12 protein-coding genes and 4 tRNA genes are annotated in these 14,480 nt (G+C 58.0%); 11 read left to right on the top strand and 5 right to left on the bottom strand.

All coding sequences use genetic code 11. The features are described 5' to 3' along the window. Positions 1 to 81 precede the first annotated feature (81 nt). From PspS49_RS08765 to PspS49_RS08780, 4 genes are all read left to right on the top strand, one after another. A complete protein-coding gene (locus PspS49_RS08765) occupies positions 82 to 1,269 on the top strand; it encodes an MFS transporter (RefSeq protein ID WP_160038859.1) in 1,188 nt (395 codons plus the stop codon). 51 nt (positions 1,270 to 1,320) lie between these two features. Beyond that, positions 1,321 to 1,632 carry a cupin domain-containing protein gene (locus tag PspS49_RS08770; protein WP_160038861.1) on the top strand — a complete coding sequence of 104 codons (312 nt, stop codon included), beginning with the start codon at positions 1,321 to 1,323 and terminating at the stop codon, positions 1,630 to 1,632. A gap of 105 nt (positions 1,633 to 1,737) precedes the next feature. Further along, on the top strand, positions 1,738 to 2,889 hold the full coding sequence (locus tag PspS49_RS08775) for a TDT family transporter (protein WP_160038863.1): 1,152 nt from the start codon (positions 1,738 to 1,740) through the stop codon (positions 2,887 to 2,889). 99 nt (positions 2,890 to 2,988) lie between these two features. After that, a complete protein-coding gene (locus tag PspS49_RS08780) occupies positions 2,989 to 4,863 on the top strand; it encodes an MFS transporter (RefSeq protein WP_127926380.1) in 1,875 nt (624 codons plus the stop codon). 97 nt (positions 4,864 to 4,960) lie between these two features. On the opposite strand, the gene sugE is transcribed toward PspS49_RS08780, so the two are convergent. The 3 genes from sugE to rdgC all read right to left on the bottom strand — a co-directional run bounded on the left by sugE (position 4,961) and on the right by rdgC (position 7,433). Then, the gene (gene sugE, locus PspS49_RS08785; RefSeq protein WP_122597317.1) at positions 4,961 to 5,275 is read right to left on the bottom strand and encodes a quaternary ammonium compound efflux SMR transporter SugE; all 315 of its coding nucleotides are present in this window, start codon (positions 5,273 to 5,275) and stop codon (positions 4,961 to 4,963) included. Positions 5,276 to 5,398: 123 nt separating this feature from the next. Continuing rightward, positions 5,399 to 6,364: a bile acid:sodium symporter family protein gene (locus tag PspS49_RS08790; protein ID WP_077571745.1), complete on the bottom strand. Its 966-nt coding sequence runs from the start codon at positions 6,362 to 6,364 to the stop codon at positions 5,399 to 5,401. Between the two features lie 148 nt (positions 6,365 to 6,512). Continuing rightward, positions 6,513 to 7,433 (bottom strand): recombination-associated protein RdgC, encoded by a 921-nt coding sequence (gene rdgC / locus PspS49_RS08795; protein WP_127926381.1) that lies wholly within the window; start codon positions 7,431 to 7,433, stop codon positions 6,513 to 6,515. 159 nt (positions 7,434 to 7,592) lie between these two features. On the opposite strand from rdgC, the gene PspS49_RS08800 reads away from it, so the two are divergent. The 5 genes from PspS49_RS08800 (at position 7,593) to PspS49_RS08820 (ending at position 9,696) form a co-directional block, all read left to right on the top strand. Next, positions 7,593 to 7,668: transfer RNA gene (locus tag PspS49_RS08800), tRNA-Val, on the top strand. A gap of 19 nt (positions 7,669 to 7,687) precedes the next feature. Further along, a tRNA-Asp gene (locus PspS49_RS08805) sits at positions 7,688 to 7,764 on the top strand. A 191-nt stretch (positions 7,765 to 7,955) separates the two neighbouring features. Then, positions 7,956 to 8,031, top strand: a tRNA-Val gene (locus PspS49_RS08810). 19 nt (positions 8,032 to 8,050) lie between these two features. Further along, positions 8,051 to 8,127: transfer RNA gene (locus tag PspS49_RS08815), tRNA-Asp, on the top strand. A gap of 204 nt (positions 8,128 to 8,331) precedes the next feature. Further along, complete coding sequence (locus PspS49_RS08820) at positions 8,332 to 9,696, top strand: hypothetical protein (protein ID WP_160038865.1); 1,365 nt, start codon at positions 8,332 to 8,334, stop codon at positions 9,694 to 9,696. Here the strand turns inward: PspS49_RS08820 and PspS49_RS08825 are convergent, their stop codons facing one another. Together PspS49_RS08825 and PspS49_RS08830 are read right to left on the bottom strand one after the other, a co-directional pair. After that, positions 9,697 to 10,830 (bottom strand): catalase family protein, encoded by a 1,134-nt coding sequence (locus PspS49_RS08825; RefSeq protein WP_174245106.1) that lies wholly within the window; start codon positions 10,828 to 10,830, stop codon positions 9,697 to 9,699. Positions 10,831 to 10,856: 26 nt separating this feature from the next. Beyond that, positions 10,857 to 12,665 carry a di-heme-cytochrome C peroxidase gene (locus tag PspS49_RS08830; RefSeq protein ID WP_160038867.1) on the bottom strand — a complete coding sequence of 603 codons (1,809 nt, stop codon included), beginning with the start codon at positions 12,663 to 12,665 and terminating at the stop codon, positions 10,857 to 10,859. 270 nt (positions 12,666 to 12,935) lie between these two features. On the opposite strand from PspS49_RS08830, the gene PspS49_RS08835 reads away from it, so the two are divergent. Both PspS49_RS08835 and PspS49_RS08840 read left to right on the top strand, forming a co-directional pair. Further along, complete coding sequence (locus tag PspS49_RS08835; RefSeq protein WP_007919751.1) at positions 12,936 to 13,652, top strand: FKBP-type peptidyl-prolyl cis-trans isomerase; 717 nt, start codon at positions 12,936 to 12,938, stop codon at positions 13,650 to 13,652. A gap of 294 nt (positions 13,653 to 13,946) precedes the next feature. Then, positions 13,947 to 14,402, top strand: coding sequence for a YkvA family protein (locus PspS49_RS08840; protein WP_122608401.1), 456 nt, complete (start codon positions 13,947 to 13,949; stop codon positions 14,400 to 14,402). The last annotated feature ends 78 nt before the right edge of the window (positions 14,403 to 14,480 follow it).

Raw genomic sequence — 14,480 nt, forward strand, 5'->3', positions numbered from 1 at the left:
TTAACACAAAGAATTTGCTTTAAGCGCGAAGCGGTAGCACACTCCGCAAAAGCAAAAAATTAGCTTTTGCGGAGTGTGCACATGACCAGCCTTGCTTCCAATCGTTCCAGCCTGTGGTTTCTGGCGATCACCTTACTCAGTTTTCTCGCCGCCTCCACCGCGCCGACGCCGTTGTATCACCTGTATCAGGATCAACTGCAATTCTCGGCTGCGGTGCTGACGCTGATCTTCGGCGTTTATGCGCTCAGTCTGTTGGCGGCCTTATTAACCGTCGGCTCGCTGTCCGATCACCTTGGACGCAAACCGGTGATCTTCACCGCCGTGTTGCTCAACGCCTTGGCGATGCTGCTGTTTATCTACGCCGACAGCGTCGCATGGCTGATCAGCGCGCGAGTCCTGCAAGGGTTTGCCACCGGCATGGCCACCGCTGTTTTAAGCGCGACATTGCTCGACACCGATCGTCAGCAAGGGCCGCTGATCAACAGTGTTGCACCGTTGCTCGGTATGGCATTGGGCGGTATGGGCTGCGGTTTGCTGGCCGAGTTTGCGCCGGCGCCGTTGCAACTGACCTATTGGCTGCTGCTCGCACTGTTCGTCTTGCAGGGCGTGTATGTGTGGCGCTTGCCGGAAAGCGTCACCCCGCAAGCCGGGGCGTGGGCTTCGTTGCGCCCGACCTTGCACGTGCCGGTGCAGGCGCGCTCGACGTTGTGGCGCGTGTTGCCATTGAACACCGCGACCTGGGCGCTCGGTGGTTTCTATGCGTCGCTGGCACCTTCGCTGGTGCGCACCGCCACCGGTTCGACTTCCAATCTGATCGGCGGCGCAACCGTGGCAGCCCTGACGGTGACCGGAGCATTGATGATTTTCACGTTGCGCAATCGTCCCGCGACAAGGGCGTTGCAGTTGGGCGCGAGCCTGTTGCCAATCGGTTTGGTGTTGATTCTGCTGGGCGTACACAGCGCCAGTCTGGCGTTGTTTTTCCTCGGTACGCTGGTGGCCGGTTGCGGCTTCGGTTCGGGATTTCTCGGCGCCGTGCGCAGTTTGGTACCGCTGGCTTTGCCCCATGAACGAGCAGGATTGATGGCAGCCTATTACGTGCTCAGTTATCTGGCGTTCTGCCTGCCGGCGTTGCTCGCCGGGCACTTGTCGCGCAATTACGGTTTGCTGGCGACCACCGATGGTTACGGTGCGGTGTTGATTGTGCTGGCCGTCGGCGCACTGTTGCTCAGCCTGCGTCCCGTGGCAGCCAAGGCGTGCAGCGCTCCATAAGCGTTGCGGTTTCGGTTAGCCTTGGCCAGCCCTGTTCTCACGGATCGACTCATGAAGATTATTCGCAGCAAGACCTTCACTGCCGAGCGCGCTTGGGGCGCGCTGGAGATTGCCAACATGAACGGCATCACCACGCGCCTGCACTGGACCGATCAGCCGTACAAATGGCACATCAACGACGGCGAGGAAGTGTTTGTGGTGCTCGATGGCCAAGTGGTCATGCACTACCGCGAGCTGGGCGAAGAAAAACAGGTGCAGCTCGACGTTGGTGACATCTTCTACGCGAGCGTCGGCACCGAGCACGTCGCCCATCCGCAGGGCGCAGCGCGGATTCTGGTGATCGAGAGCGAAGGCAGCGTATAACCGCTTATTGGTAAAACAGATAACAGTTAGAGATATTACCCGTTATATAGATATTCGATTCGGTTCTACCATGGGCTCAACCTCACCAGAGGACAGGAGTTCATGATGATTTGCCCCAATAGCGCCAAACCCGGCATCAAGCCGTTCCGCCAGCTTCAGCATCCGCGCGAAGTGATCCGCCAGTTCACCCCGAACTGGTTCGCTGCCACCATGGGCACGGGTGTGCTGGCGTTGGCGCTGGCGCAATTGCCTTTGGCCATTCCAGGCCTGCACGCCATCGCCGAAGGTTTGTGGTTGTTCAACATTCTGTTGTTCAGCCTGTTTACCGCTGCTTATGCCGCGCGCTGGATCTTGTTCTTTGATGAAGCGCGGCGGATCTTCGGTCACTCCACGGTATCGATGTTCTTCGGCACGATTCCGATGGGCCTGGCGACGATCATCAACGGCTTTCTGTTGTTTGGTCTGTCGCGTTGGGGCGACGGTGTGATTCATCTCGCCGAAGTGCTGTGGTGGATCGATGTGGCCATGTCGCTGGCTTGCGGCGTGTTGATTCCGTACATGATGTTTACCCGTCAGGAACACAGCATCGACCAGATGACCGCCGTTTGGCTGTTGCCGGTAGTCGCAGCCGAAGTGGCGGCGGCCAGTGGTGGTCTGCTTGCGCCGCATCTCACCGATGCTCACTCGCAACTGGTGGTACTGACAACGAGCTACGTGCTCTGGGCCTTTTCCCTACCGGTAGCGTTCAGCATTCTGACGATCCTGCTGCTGCGCATGGCCCTGCACAAACTGCCCCACGAAAACATGGCTGCCTCGAGCTGGCTGGCCCTCGGCCCGATCGGCACCGGTGCGCTGGGCATGTTGCTGCTGGGCGGTGATGCGCCAGCGATCTTCGCGGCAAACGGTCTGCCGGGCATCGGCGAAATCGCTTCGGGTCTTGGACTTATTGCAGGGATTACGCTGTGGGGCTTTGGGCTGTGGTGGATGCTGATGGCGCTGCTGATCACCGTGCGGTATTTGCGTGACGGCATCCCGTTCAACCTTGGCTGGTGGGGATTTACCTTTCCGTTGGGTGTGTATTCGCTGGCAACCCTGAAACTGGCGAGCACCTTGAACCTGACGTTTTTCAGCGTCGTCGGCACGCTGTTGGTGATGTTGCTGGCGGTGATGTGGCTGATCGTCGGTAAACGCACGGTGCAAGGCGCCTGGCGTGGCGAGCTGTTTGTCTCGCCGTGCATCGCAGGTTTGAAGAAATAACCTGAAAAGTTTAGGTAAGGTGTGGCCTGGATCGCGGTTCGAGAATCCAATAAGCAGTACCCAGGCCTCTCTACCTTAAACATCAGGGAAACACGGAAGATGAGTCACCCCTCACAGTTCAACCTGCTGCGCACCCGGCGCTTCTTGCCGTTCTTCATCACGCAGTCGCTCGGCGCCTTCAACGACAACGTGTTCAAGCAGTCACTGATCCTCGCCATTCTCTATCGGCTGACCATTGAGGGTGACCGTTCGATCTGGGTCAACCTGTGTGCGCTGCTGTTTATCCTGCCATTTTTTCTGTTCTCGGCCCTGGCCGGGCAGTTCGGCGAAAAGTTCGCCAAAGACGCGCTGATCCGTCTGATCAAGCTCGCGGAAATCGCGATCATGGCCGTGGGATCGGTCGGTTTCCTCTTCGATCACTTGTCGCTGATGCTGGTGGCGCTGTTCGCCATGGGCACGCACTCGGCGCTGTTCGGGCCGGTGAAGTACTCGATCCTGCCGCAGGCGCTGCGCGAGGATGAACTGGTTGGCGGCAACGGCCTGGTGGAAATGGGCACGTTTCTGGCAATTCTCGCCGGGACGATTGGTGCCGGGGTCATCATGTCTTCGAGTCACTATGCGCCGTTGGTGTCCTGCGCGATCGTCGGGATTGCCGTGCTGGGCTATCTGGCCAGCCGCAGCATTCCACGTGCAGCGGCGTCCTCCCCGGAAATGCGCCTGAACTGGAACATCTTCAGCCAGTCGTGGGCGACGTTGAAACTCGGTCTGGGCCAGACTCCGGCGGTGTCACGCTCGATTGTCGGCAACTCGTGGTTCTGGTTTGTCGGGGCGATTTATCTGACGCAGATTCCGGCTTACGCCAAGGAATGGATGCACGGCGATGAAACTGTTGTAACGCTGATTCTCACTGTGTTCTCGGTCGGTATCGCGCTGGGTTCGATGCTTTGCGAGAAGCTGTCCGGGCGCAAGGTCGAGATCGGTCTGGTGCCGTTCGGCTCATTTGGTCTGACTGTGTTCGGCCTGCTGCTGTGGTGGCACTCCGGCGGAATTCCCGACAGTGTCACTGGCCACAGCTGGATCGAGGTGCTGGGCTTCGTGCACACCTGGGCGGTGTTGGTCGATATTCTTGGCCTCGGCATCTTCGGTGGTTTCTACATCGTGCCGCTGTATGCCTTGATCCAGTCACGTACCGCCGAGAACGAGCGGGCGCGGGTGATTGCCGCCAACAACATTCTCAACGCGTTGTTTATGGTGGTATCAGCCATCGTCTCGATCGTGCTGCTGAGCGTGGCCAAGCTGTCGATCCCGCAGTTGTTCCTCGTGGTGTCGCTGCTGAACATCGGCGTCAACGCCTACATCTTCAAGATCGTCCCCGAGTTCAGCATGCGCTTCATGATCTGGCTACTCAGCCATTCCATGTACCGCGTCGAGCACCGCAACCTTGAAGCGATTCCCGATGAAGGCGCGGCATTGCTGGTGTGCAACCACGTGTCGTTCGTCGACGCCTTGCTGATTGGCGGCGCGGTGCGTCGGCCGATTCGCTTTGTCATGTACTACAAGATCTACAACTTGCCGGTGTTGAACTTTATCTTCCGCACGGCGGGGACGATTCCGATTGCCGGACGTAATGAAGACATCCAGATTTACGAAAAGGCCTTCACGCGCATTGCTCAATATCTGAAGGATGGTGAGCTGGTGTGCATCTTCCCGGAAGGCAAGCTGACGGCGGATGGCGAGATGAACGAATTCCGGGGCGGGCTGACGCGGATTCTTGAGGAGACGCCGGTGCCGGTGATTCCGTTGGCGTTGCAGGGGTTGTGGGGGAGTTTCTTCAGTCGCGATCCGAATAAAGGTGTATTTCGGCGGTTGTGGTCGCGGGTGACGTTGGTGGCGGGAGCGCCGGTGGGCGTTGATGCGGCTGAGCCGGCGAAGTTGCAGGGGTTGGTGGGGGAGTTGCGCGGGGCAGTCAGGTAGTCGCTGATTGTGTTGGCGTTATCGCGAGCAGGCTCACTCCTACATTTGAAATGCGTTTCCCTGTAGGAGTGAGCCTGCTCGCGATTGCGGTAGATGCCTAAGCGCTGACCTTAAGGCCAATCAACCCGGTAATGATCAACGCCACACTGGCCAGGCGAATCAACGCCATTGATTCGCCAAACAGGATAATCCCGGCAATCACCGTACCCACGGCACCAACACCGGTCCAGATCGCATAGGCCGTGCCCAGCGGTAATTCCTTCATCGCAAGGCCCAGCAGGCCCAGGCTGATGGCCATGGCCGCGATGGTCAGAACGGTGGGGAGTGGGCGGGTGAAGCCGTCGGTGTATTTCAGGCCGACGGCCCAGCCGACTTCGAACAGGCCGGCGAAAAACAGAATGATCCAGGACATGAAAGACCTCCATCGATTGACGGGGTCGTCCCCAGATTAATGACTCGATCGAGCCGCAGGGTCGTCCCCGCGTTGCGCAATAGTTTGACGAGCATTAACCCGGGGATCAAGTTTCGAGGTCAGTCAGTCAGCCGCTCGCTGCGCCAGTGTTTCGCGATCTTCCTTTTCACTCATACGCCGGAAGTACGTCGACAGCAGTGCGCCGGAAATATTGTGCCAGACGCTGAACAGCGCACTCGGCACCGCCGCCAACGGCGAAAAATGCGCACTGGCCAATGCCGCGCCCAACCCTGAATTCTGCATGCCCACTTCCAGCGCCAGCGATTTGCGCTGGGCCAACGGCAACTTGAACAGGCGCCCGGTGAAATAGCCCAGCAAATAACCGAAGCTGTTGTGCAGCATGACCACGGCCATGATCAACAGGCCGGACTCGGCGATCTTTGCCTGACTGGCGGCCACCACGGCGGTGACGATAATCACGATGCTGACCACCGACACCAGCGGCAATACATCCACTGCGTGACGCACTTTGTCGCCGAGCAAACGCTGGGCAACCACACCGAGAATGATCGGCAGCAGCACCACTTGCAGGATCGACCAGAACAGCTCCATGAACGACACCGGCAACCACGCTGAAGCCAGCAGCCAGATCAGCGCCGGCGTCAGCAGCGGGGCGAGGAGGGTGGTGACGGCAGCGATAGCCACCGACAATGCCAGGTCGCCGCGAGCCAGCCAGGTCATGACGTTGGAAGAAGTACCACTCGGGCAGCAGCCGACCAGAATCACCCCGACGGCGATTTCCGGTGGCAGGTGAAACACCTGGCAGAGTAACCACGCCACGCCGGGCATGATCACGAAATGTGCAACCACGCCCAGCGCCACGCGCCACGGATGGCGGGCAACGGCAGCGAAGTCGTCGAGTTTGAGGGTCAGGCCCATGCCGAACATGACAAGCCCGAGCAACGGTACGATCGCGCTTTTCAGGCCGAGGAACCATGCTGGTTGCAGGAACGCAATCACCGCGAAAATCAGAACCCAGTAAGCGAAGGTATTGCCGACAAAGCGGCTCAGTGCAGCCAGTGCGCGCATGGGCTGATCCTTATTATTAAATGAGCAACACAAAACAAATGTAGGAGTGAGCCTGCTCGCGATAGCGGTCTTTCAATCAACACATTAGTTGAATGTCAGTCCCTCATCGCGAGCAGGCTCACTCCTACAGTTTGGACATCACAAGGCGTTAGATCCCCTGCGGAGTCTCTTCGCCACCCAACGCTTCAACCAGCGCTGGCAGGAAGTCGCCGAAGGTCAGCATCATCAGGGTGAAGCTGGCGTCCAGTTGCCCCAGTGCCTCATCACCGCCGTCCTGTTCCGCTTGGTCCTGCAGCAGATCTTCGAACTTCAGACGTTTGACGGTCATCTTGTCATCGAGCATGAACGACAGTTTGTCCTGCCAGGCCAGCGACAGTTGAGTAACGACTTTGCCGGTGCTCAGGTGCAGCTGGATTTCTTCGCTGGTCAGGTCCTGACGTTTGCAGCGGACGATGCCGCCGTCCTCGTGGGTGTCGCGCAGTTCGCACTCGTCCAGTACATAGAAGTCATCGGCCGCTTTCTGCGTGGTGACCCACTCGGTCATGACGGCTGTCGGTGCCATTTTTACCGTCAGCGGACGGACGGGCAGGGTGCCGATTACTTCGCGCAGGGTCGACAGCAGGTCTTCGGCGCGTTTCGGGCTGGCCGAGTTGACCAGAATCAGGCCTTGTTTCGGCGCGATGGCGGCGAAGGTCGACGAGCGACGGATAAAGGCGCGCGGCAGGAACGCCTGGATGATTTCATCCTTGATCTGATCGCGTTCCTTCTTATAGACCTTGCGCATCTGCTCGGCTTCGATCTCTTCGACCTTTTCCTTGACCGCGTCGCGCACGACGCTGCCTGGCAGAATGCGTTCTTCTTTACGCGCGGAAATCAGCAGGAAGTCACCGCTGACGTGCACCAGCGGAGCATCTTCGCCTTTGCCGAACGGCGCGACGAAACCGTAGGTGGTCAACTCCTGGCTTGCACATGGACGCGCCAGTTTGGTGGCCAGTGCAGTTTCCAGCGCCTCGGCATCGACAGGCAGGTCTTGGGTCAGGCGATAGATAAGCAGGTTTTTGAACCACATGGGGTGAGTCTCTCCTTTATACAAAGGGGGGCATTATTGTCTTCGCCGTCTCATAGGCCAACCCTTCTCTAAGCCTTTGGAAGGCCTGAGAAAATTATTTAAAAAAGTGCTTGCCAGAGGTTGGGTCGCTCCGTAGAATGCGCGCCACACCGAAGCGAAGGGTGATTAGCTCAGCTGGGAGAGCGTCTGCCTTACAAGCAGAATGTCGGCGGTTCGATCCCGTCATCACCCACCATTCGTTTCAAGTGTTTAGCGCAGCGGTAGTTCAGTCGGTTAGAATACCGGCCTGTCACGCCGGGGGTCGCGGGTTCGAGTCCCGTCCGCTGCGCCATATTCGGTAACCTGGACCACTGAACGCCAGGTCACCACGGAAGAACCCGCCAAGGCGGGTTTTTTTCTGCTCCAAGGTTGTACCCGCGGGATGTGTCGTTTCACCGGTTTTCGGATTTATTTGAAAAAAAATTCAATTAAATCAACACTTTACGAAAACTTGTGGCATAATGCGTCCCGTAACGAAGCGAAGGGTGATTAGCTCAGCTGGGAGAGCGTCTGCCTTACAAGCAGAATGTCGGCGGTTCGATCCCGTCATCACCCACCATTCGTTTCAAGCGTTTCGCGCAGCGGTAGTTCAGTCGGTTAGAATACCGGCCTGTCACGCCGGGGGTCGCGGGTTCGAGTCCCGTCCGCTGCGCCATATTCGGAATCTGGAACACTGAACGCCAGATTCCACAGAAAGCCCGCCTTGTGCGGGCTTTTTGCTGTCTGGCGTTTGGGTATTTTTCGCTGCGTATAACTATGTAGTGCCTGCCGGGCGTGCCGCTTTCGGAGAATGGGCGATGTTTTTCATGACTCTCTGCCGTCATGAAATCAAACCCATTGCCTGACGAGAGCTGCCCCAATGTCTGCAAATCCTGCTGAAACCCTTGCTCCGCCCGTCGCCGATGATGTGCAGGCGTTGTCCTTTCTGTCGTCCAGCCCAGCCTTTCTTTCGAGCGATGACGCCGCGGCATGCCTGCACGCTCTGTTGAAGCATCCGCGAAACAGTGAGTTCAATGGATTCATTCTGAAAACTCGTGATGCGCGATTCATTTGCGCACAGCTTATCGAAGCGCCAATAACCGCTGCCGAAAACCATCCGGGCGCCACGGTATCCGTTCAGAGCGGCGCACCGGCTGTAACAGTCAGCGTAGCGGGGGAGCTGATTATCCCGAGAGGTCTCACTCTCGAAGCAAGTTTTCATGCCCGTCCTGTCAAAGCTCAAGGTATTGATGAGGCCACAGCCGAATGGATTCAGCGCACTCGTTTTTTCGCGATAGCGGATTTGTCGGCCGTGATGAGTTCGCATCGTAAATATTCAAAATGTTATCTGGCCGCACGTAACGGTGGCCTGCTTTCCTACACATCGAAAAATCGGCCTTTTGAACAGGAACTGGCGCCGCGGCTTTCCAGGAAAAATGATGGTCAGCCACGACAATTCGAGACGTTGTATGAAAATGGTTCGATTCCCAGCAGTCTGTGGATCTTGCTGGCTTTGGCGGCCGGGGATGTAAGGGTCGTGGTAAACGGTGATCTTTGGCTGCGCCGAGGGCAGCTCAAAGCCAGTTGGAGGGCGGACCTTCTGCAGGTGCCGGCTAAAATCGAATCAATGCCGATTTTCGGGCCGATTTTTCGCGATGCCAAGGATGTTGCGCTCTACCTGCGAAACCAATTGCCTGCGCCGACCGCTGTTCTGCCCAACACAGGCTTCATTCTTAAACATAATGTCAGTGACTTCTTTATCGTCACCGAGCCGGTTTCCAGTGATTACGCCACCTCTGACCAAGAGCGAATGTTTCCCAAGGGTCGGCAGGGCACGCCATTGATCCCTCGCGAGTTTCGGATGCATGGCCTTTACCATTCAATCCTGCCCCTGCCTGCGGCACTCCTGGCACCTCGTGAGGCGGAACTTCAGCAGAATTTCTTTTCTGCAGCGGATCTAAAGGCCGGTCTGGAACGTGTCAGCGTGGCACCGCATCAACGTTTATTTGTCGTCACCCCCGACGGGGCGGTGCTGCGTTTTGCCAAGCCAATAATGCCCAAGGTCCGGGCGTTGCTCGTTGAGTTGGCGGACAGTCTTGAGCAGAAAATAATCTCAGGTGCGATCACACCGCAGATGCTGGTCGACAAAGTGGCGAGCGCCGGCATTCTCAGCGTCCTGCTGGCAAGCAAAACCTGGCCCGACACTGGAAGGTTCCGCGCATCAGCCACTGCCATTACACAATGATCACTCGCCATTTCGCTGATGGCGATAGTCACTGACGGCCTCGTAAACCGCTTTGCGCAACCGGTTGATTCCGCCGATCGGTCGATGCGCCTCAATGCCAAACCACGGGTTGAACGCCAGATTGTCGCATTGCAGATTCAGCGCCGGAGTATCGAAATCCTGCGGTGGCAAAGTGATCCGCGCGACGGTTTCGAAGGGCGAATCCTGCTCGCGCCATTCGATGCTGGTGTCCTCGATCGGCATGTATTGATGGGCATCCTGACGCTGGATCTGCAGTACGAAACAGGCCGGCACGCGATCCGTCGATAACTGCTGGTTCAGCGCGCTGCGCAGGAAGTTCGGCAGGTCGTGGTTCTGTTTGGGCAATGTGTACGCAGGGCAATTGTCCGGATCCGGCGCGACCCGGAACTTTGCATTCGCCTCACCGAATTTGTAGGGCGAAACTGAAAAGTAGGTAGTCCCGGTCGGGCTGTCCGGCGGCGGCGACAAGGTTGCCAGTGCAATAAACAAATGACGGATCTGCCAGGTGCGTGGATCCCATCCGGGGAAAAACGCCATGACCTTTTTGCCTTCAGCCTGCGCCGCCACATTCTGACGGTACTCGGCGACATCACTGACAAAGAAGTTCGGGTGGCTGAACATCACGAAGTCCTGTTCAGGCTGTGCCTGGCGGTTGCCGAGCAGCTGTTTTGCGGAAACGTCGAGCAGTTTGATCGCCATGCCTCTGGCATCGCGAATGCTGTCGAACTGCGGGTAGGCATTGCCGTTGGACAGGCGAATCATCGCTTGCCAGGTTTTGCCTGGCTCACTGAACACGCCCTGTCGCAGCGACTGCGCGAGTTCCGGCAGCACCTGCACTTGCGCCTTCACACAGCCATGGGCCTTGGCATGGGCGTCGCGAAGATACCGTGTGCTTTCGCGATGCTGATCGACGATGCGCACGGCGGTCTGGATCACGTCCTGGGTCATTGCCGCTTCGCCGGGTGGAATCTGTTCCAGCGTCGACACCGGGCCGCGGTGTTGCCAGGCAAACCATGCTGTGGCGATGGCCCAGCCGAGCAGGCCAATGGCGAGCGCTATCAGCAGCGCTTTGCCAAGCAGACGCCCAAGCCATAACCAGATTCTGGCCAGCAGTGACTGTTCTTTCTTGAAGGTCGAGATCATGGCAATTGCGCCTCCAGTGGACCGCCAAGGACTTTCAGGTATTCAAGCAGCGCCCAACGTTCTTCCGGCTGCAACAACCGGCCAATAACGCCGTTACCGCGCTCGCCTGCACGGAATTCATGGCCGCTGTTATGGTTGCCGGTGATCCGCGTATCGAACAGGAAGCCATTGGTAAACGCTTCAGTGCGATACCCCAGGTGGCGCGGATCGAATTCGAAGGTGCCTTTGAAGAAGGTCGTGGCGCGCTCGTCCTGTGGCGACAGCAACTGATAAATGCTCGGCACCGAACCGTTGTGCAGGAACGGCGCGGTGGCCCACACGCCAGCCAGCGGGCGCGCCTTGTAGGCGACTTTTTCGCGCACGCCGATGGGCAGGCCGAAACCGTCCATGCGGGGTTTTTCCTGCGGCGTGATCTTGGCTTCGCGGTAGGCGCGCTCTTCGACAAAAGCGGTGACGTAAGCCAGGCCCTTGGCCACCGACAACTGACTGAGGTCCAGCGGCTCCTTGGGCGTCGGGTGCAGTTTGACGTCCATGGTTTCGAGTTCCTTCAGGTCCCATTGCAGGGCGGTCAGATCGAAACGGTGAGTGGCGATATTGTTGGCGGCATTCGGATCGGTGCCGATGACAGCGACCGGCAGCATGTGCAAATGCTGCACCCAGCGATCACCTTCCTGAGTCTGGCGCGGGACGTGGCAGCCGGCGCAATTTTCGCTGAACAGCGTGCGTCCCTTGGCGGCGAGGGGCTTGTCGATGGCGCCAAACAGCTCCTCTGGCCAGGCGGGCGGCTTGAGCTTTTGCAGGGTTTCTTCGATCTTGTGCAAATCACGCACGCGCACGCTCGAGGCATAACGCGCATCGCCTTGCAGTGGCTGGCCGTTGGTGTCAAAGAAATTCAGAGTGGCGCCGACGCCCAGTGCCTCGCCGATGTTGCGCGCCATCGGCTGCTGCGCCGAGCCGTTCCACTGCACCCAATCAAATGTCCACATGTCCCACAGTTGCGGGTAATCCACTGGCGCATTGGCCACGCGGTAGTTGGCCGGGGATATCGCATCGCCGAACGTGGCATTGGCAATGCGGCCAAAGGCGTCGGCGCGGCCGGGCCCTTCGTCGGTCGGGTAGAGACCGCGATGGGTATCGTTCCAGGCGACCTTGAGGAATGTGTTCAGAGAGGTTTTGAAGTCTTTGCGCAATTGCTCGTGGCGCGCGTCGTACTCGTCGCCCAGCACGGTTCTGGCAAAACGTTCGAATTTCCATGGGTTGTAGTAAGTCGAGGTCAGGCTTGCCACCAAAGCCTGTCCGAAACTGCCGCCTCGTAAAGTAGGAACACTGGAAGGCAGCACGTGTTGCGCTGTACCGCCGTCAATCCGCACGGCCTGGCCTTTAAAGCGCAATTCGCCGGTATGGCAAGCGGCGCAAGTGATGTCCAGATATTGTTCGGAGCTGCCCGGATTTTGATGCCGGGCAAAACCGACGGGGAGGTTGCCGGGGTTGTTCGTCGTGGCTTTCTGCTGCGGATCGATCAGAAAACCAAAGCGTGCGAGGTAATCGGGCGCGGCGAAACGTTGCTGCGAGAAGGACAATTCCAGCGCCTGGAACCATTCATAGCGCAGGCCTTTGACCTGCGTGCCCTGAGGCGTGAAATAGTAGGTTTGCCGCTCTTCGTCACTCCACTGATTCAGGTAATGCACCTGCTCGGCGGGGGGGTAGAAGGGCAATTTCGGGTTGGCGACGTAATACAGCACCACGGCGAGAACGAGCACCAGCAGCACGACGATCAGGGTCAGCACACGGATTAAGAGGCGCAAGATAAACATCCTTGTCGAATTGTTGCGCAGTTATGCCTGAGCCGGACCCTATGCGGCAAGTGGCCATTACGCCAGATGATGCAAGCAGAGTCGCCGGGCATTGTCGGGACAAGATGACAGAAGCTTCATCGCGCCTTTGCCCAAATGCGTTTTAATCCCTGAACTTATCGTCGCTTTACTGCTCTCATGCCGGTAGCCATTGGTCGTGGCGGCCTGATAAGCTCGCGGCTTTACTCGATTGCCCTTTCGGCGCATGAACAAGGAAATAGCATGAAACAGCATCGGTTGGCGGCGGCGGTTGCCCTGGTTAGCCTGGTCCTCGCGGGTTGTGATTCGCAGACCAGCGTAGAGCTGAAAACCCCGGCGCAAAAAGCTTCCTACGGTATCGGCCTGAACATGGGCAAGAGCCTGGCTCAGGAAGGCATGGATGATCTGGACTCCAAAGCGGTAGCCCAGGGCATCGAAGATGCCGTCGGCAAGAAAGAACAGAAGCTGAAAGATGAAGAACTGGTCGAAGCCTTTGCCGCGCTGCAAAAGCGTGCTGAAGAGCGCATGGCCAAGATGAGCGAAGAGTCGGCTGCGGCTGGCAAGAAATTCCTCGAAGAAAACGGCAAGAAGGCTGGTGTGACTACCACCGCTTCCGGCCTGCAGTACGAAGTGGTCAAGAAAGCCGACGGCCCACAGCCTAAGCCGACTGACGTAGTGACCGTTCACTACACCGGCAAGCTGACTAACGGCACCGTATTCGACAGTTCCGTCGAGCGCGGCAGCCCGATCGATCTGCCGGTAAGCGGCGTGATTCCGGGTTGGGTTGAAGGTCTGCAACTGATGCACGTTGGCGAGAAGTACAAACTGTACATCCCTAGCGATCTGGCTTACGGCGCTCAGTCGCCAAGCCCGGCAATCCCGGCCAACTCGGTTCTGGTCTTCGACCTGGAACTGCTGGCCATCAAGGATCCAGCCAAAGAAGCTGCCGCTGCCAAGTAATTGGCAAAGGCTTCAACAACAACGCCTCGCTTATGCGGGGCGTTGTTGCATCTGGAGTCTGGCAAGGGTAAACAGAGCGAACCGATGGCGGTCGCGAGAGTCATAGCCATTGAGGCTGCCCGCGCTAGCCGCCCTGAGCAGCCAAGTCAATGAAATGTTGGGGTTTTTTATGTGAGTAAAAAACGCCCGATCTGAGCGCAGCCCTTATGAAACGGGGCTTTCAGCGCTGAAATGCAGCTCTGTTCACAAGGTTATCCACAATTTGTGTGGATAACATTTCAACGGGAGGAATAGATGAAAGCTCCGTGGAATTTCGCTCGATTCCTGCCTCTGGCCGGCCGTTTGTTAGCCCGTGGACGTTTGCCAACCTTATTGTTTGCGGTCGCCAGCAAAGGCGCCGCGCAAGGCAATCGCCTCGGCAAACTCAAAGACGATTTACGTTTACTCCAGGCATTGTGCCTGGCCTATTGGCGCGGTGAGTATCGGGCCATCAGCGGCAAAGCACTGGTTTCGGTGGTGGCGGGTCTGATGTACTTCCTCAGCCCGGTCGATGCGATTCCGGATTTCATTCCCGTGTTCGGCATGCTTGACGACATCGCTGTCCTCGCCTGGCTGATGAAAACCCTCGACGATGAACTCAATGCCTTCCGCCTCTGGCGCAACCGCCAGCAGCCGGAAAAACTGGCAGTCGTCGAACGCCTGCCGGATACCCCCGAACAATTGCAACTTCAGGGGCCGAAAAAGTCCTGATTATCAACCGCCTCTTACAGATAGATACCCCCCGCGACCTTGGCCGCTGTTAGGATTACACTTCTAGGGAAAAGTGCC

This window comes from Pseudomonas sp. S49, from assembly GCF_009866785.1.
In the GTDB taxonomy this organism is placed as follows: Bacteria; Pseudomonadota; Gammaproteobacteria; order Pseudomonadales; family Pseudomonadaceae; genus Aquipseudomonas.

Coding starts and splice junctions, on each gene's coding strand:
- PspS49_RS08840 (WP_122608401.1), top strand. CDS start 13,947: ATGAAAGCTCCGTGGAATTTCGCTCGATTCCTGCCTCTGGCCGGCCGT.
- PspS49_RS08765 (WP_160038859.1), top strand. CDS start 82: ATGACCAGCCTTGCTTCCAATCGTTCCAGCCTGTGGTTTCTGGCGATC.
- sugE (WP_122597317.1), bottom strand. CDS start 5,275: ATGTCCTGGATCATTCTGTTTTTCGCCGGCCTGTTCGAAGTCGGCTGG.
- PspS49_RS08835 (WP_007919751.1), top strand. CDS start 12,936: ATGAAACAGCATCGGTTGGCGGCGGCGGTTGCCCTGGTTAGCCTGGTC.
- PspS49_RS08770 (WP_160038861.1), top strand. CDS start 1,321: ATGAAGATTATTCGCAGCAAGACCTTCACTGCCGAGCGCGCTTGGGGC.
- PspS49_RS08775 (WP_160038863.1), top strand. CDS start 1,738: ATGATTTGCCCCAATAGCGCCAAACCCGGCATCAAGCCGTTCCGCCAG.
- PspS49_RS08780 (WP_127926380.1), top strand. CDS start 2,989: ATGAGTCACCCCTCACAGTTCAACCTGCTGCGCACCCGGCGCTTCTTG.
- PspS49_RS08790 (WP_077571745.1), bottom strand. CDS start 6,364: ATGCGCGCACTGGCTGCACTGAGCCGCTTTGTCGGCAATACCTTCGCT.
- rdgC (WP_127926381.1), bottom strand. CDS start 7,433: ATGTGGTTCAAAAACCTGCTTATCTATCGCCTGACCCAAGACCTGCCT.
- PspS49_RS08820 (WP_160038865.1), top strand. CDS start 8,332: ATGTCTGCAAATCCTGCTGAAACCCTTGCTCCGCCCGTCGCCGATGAT.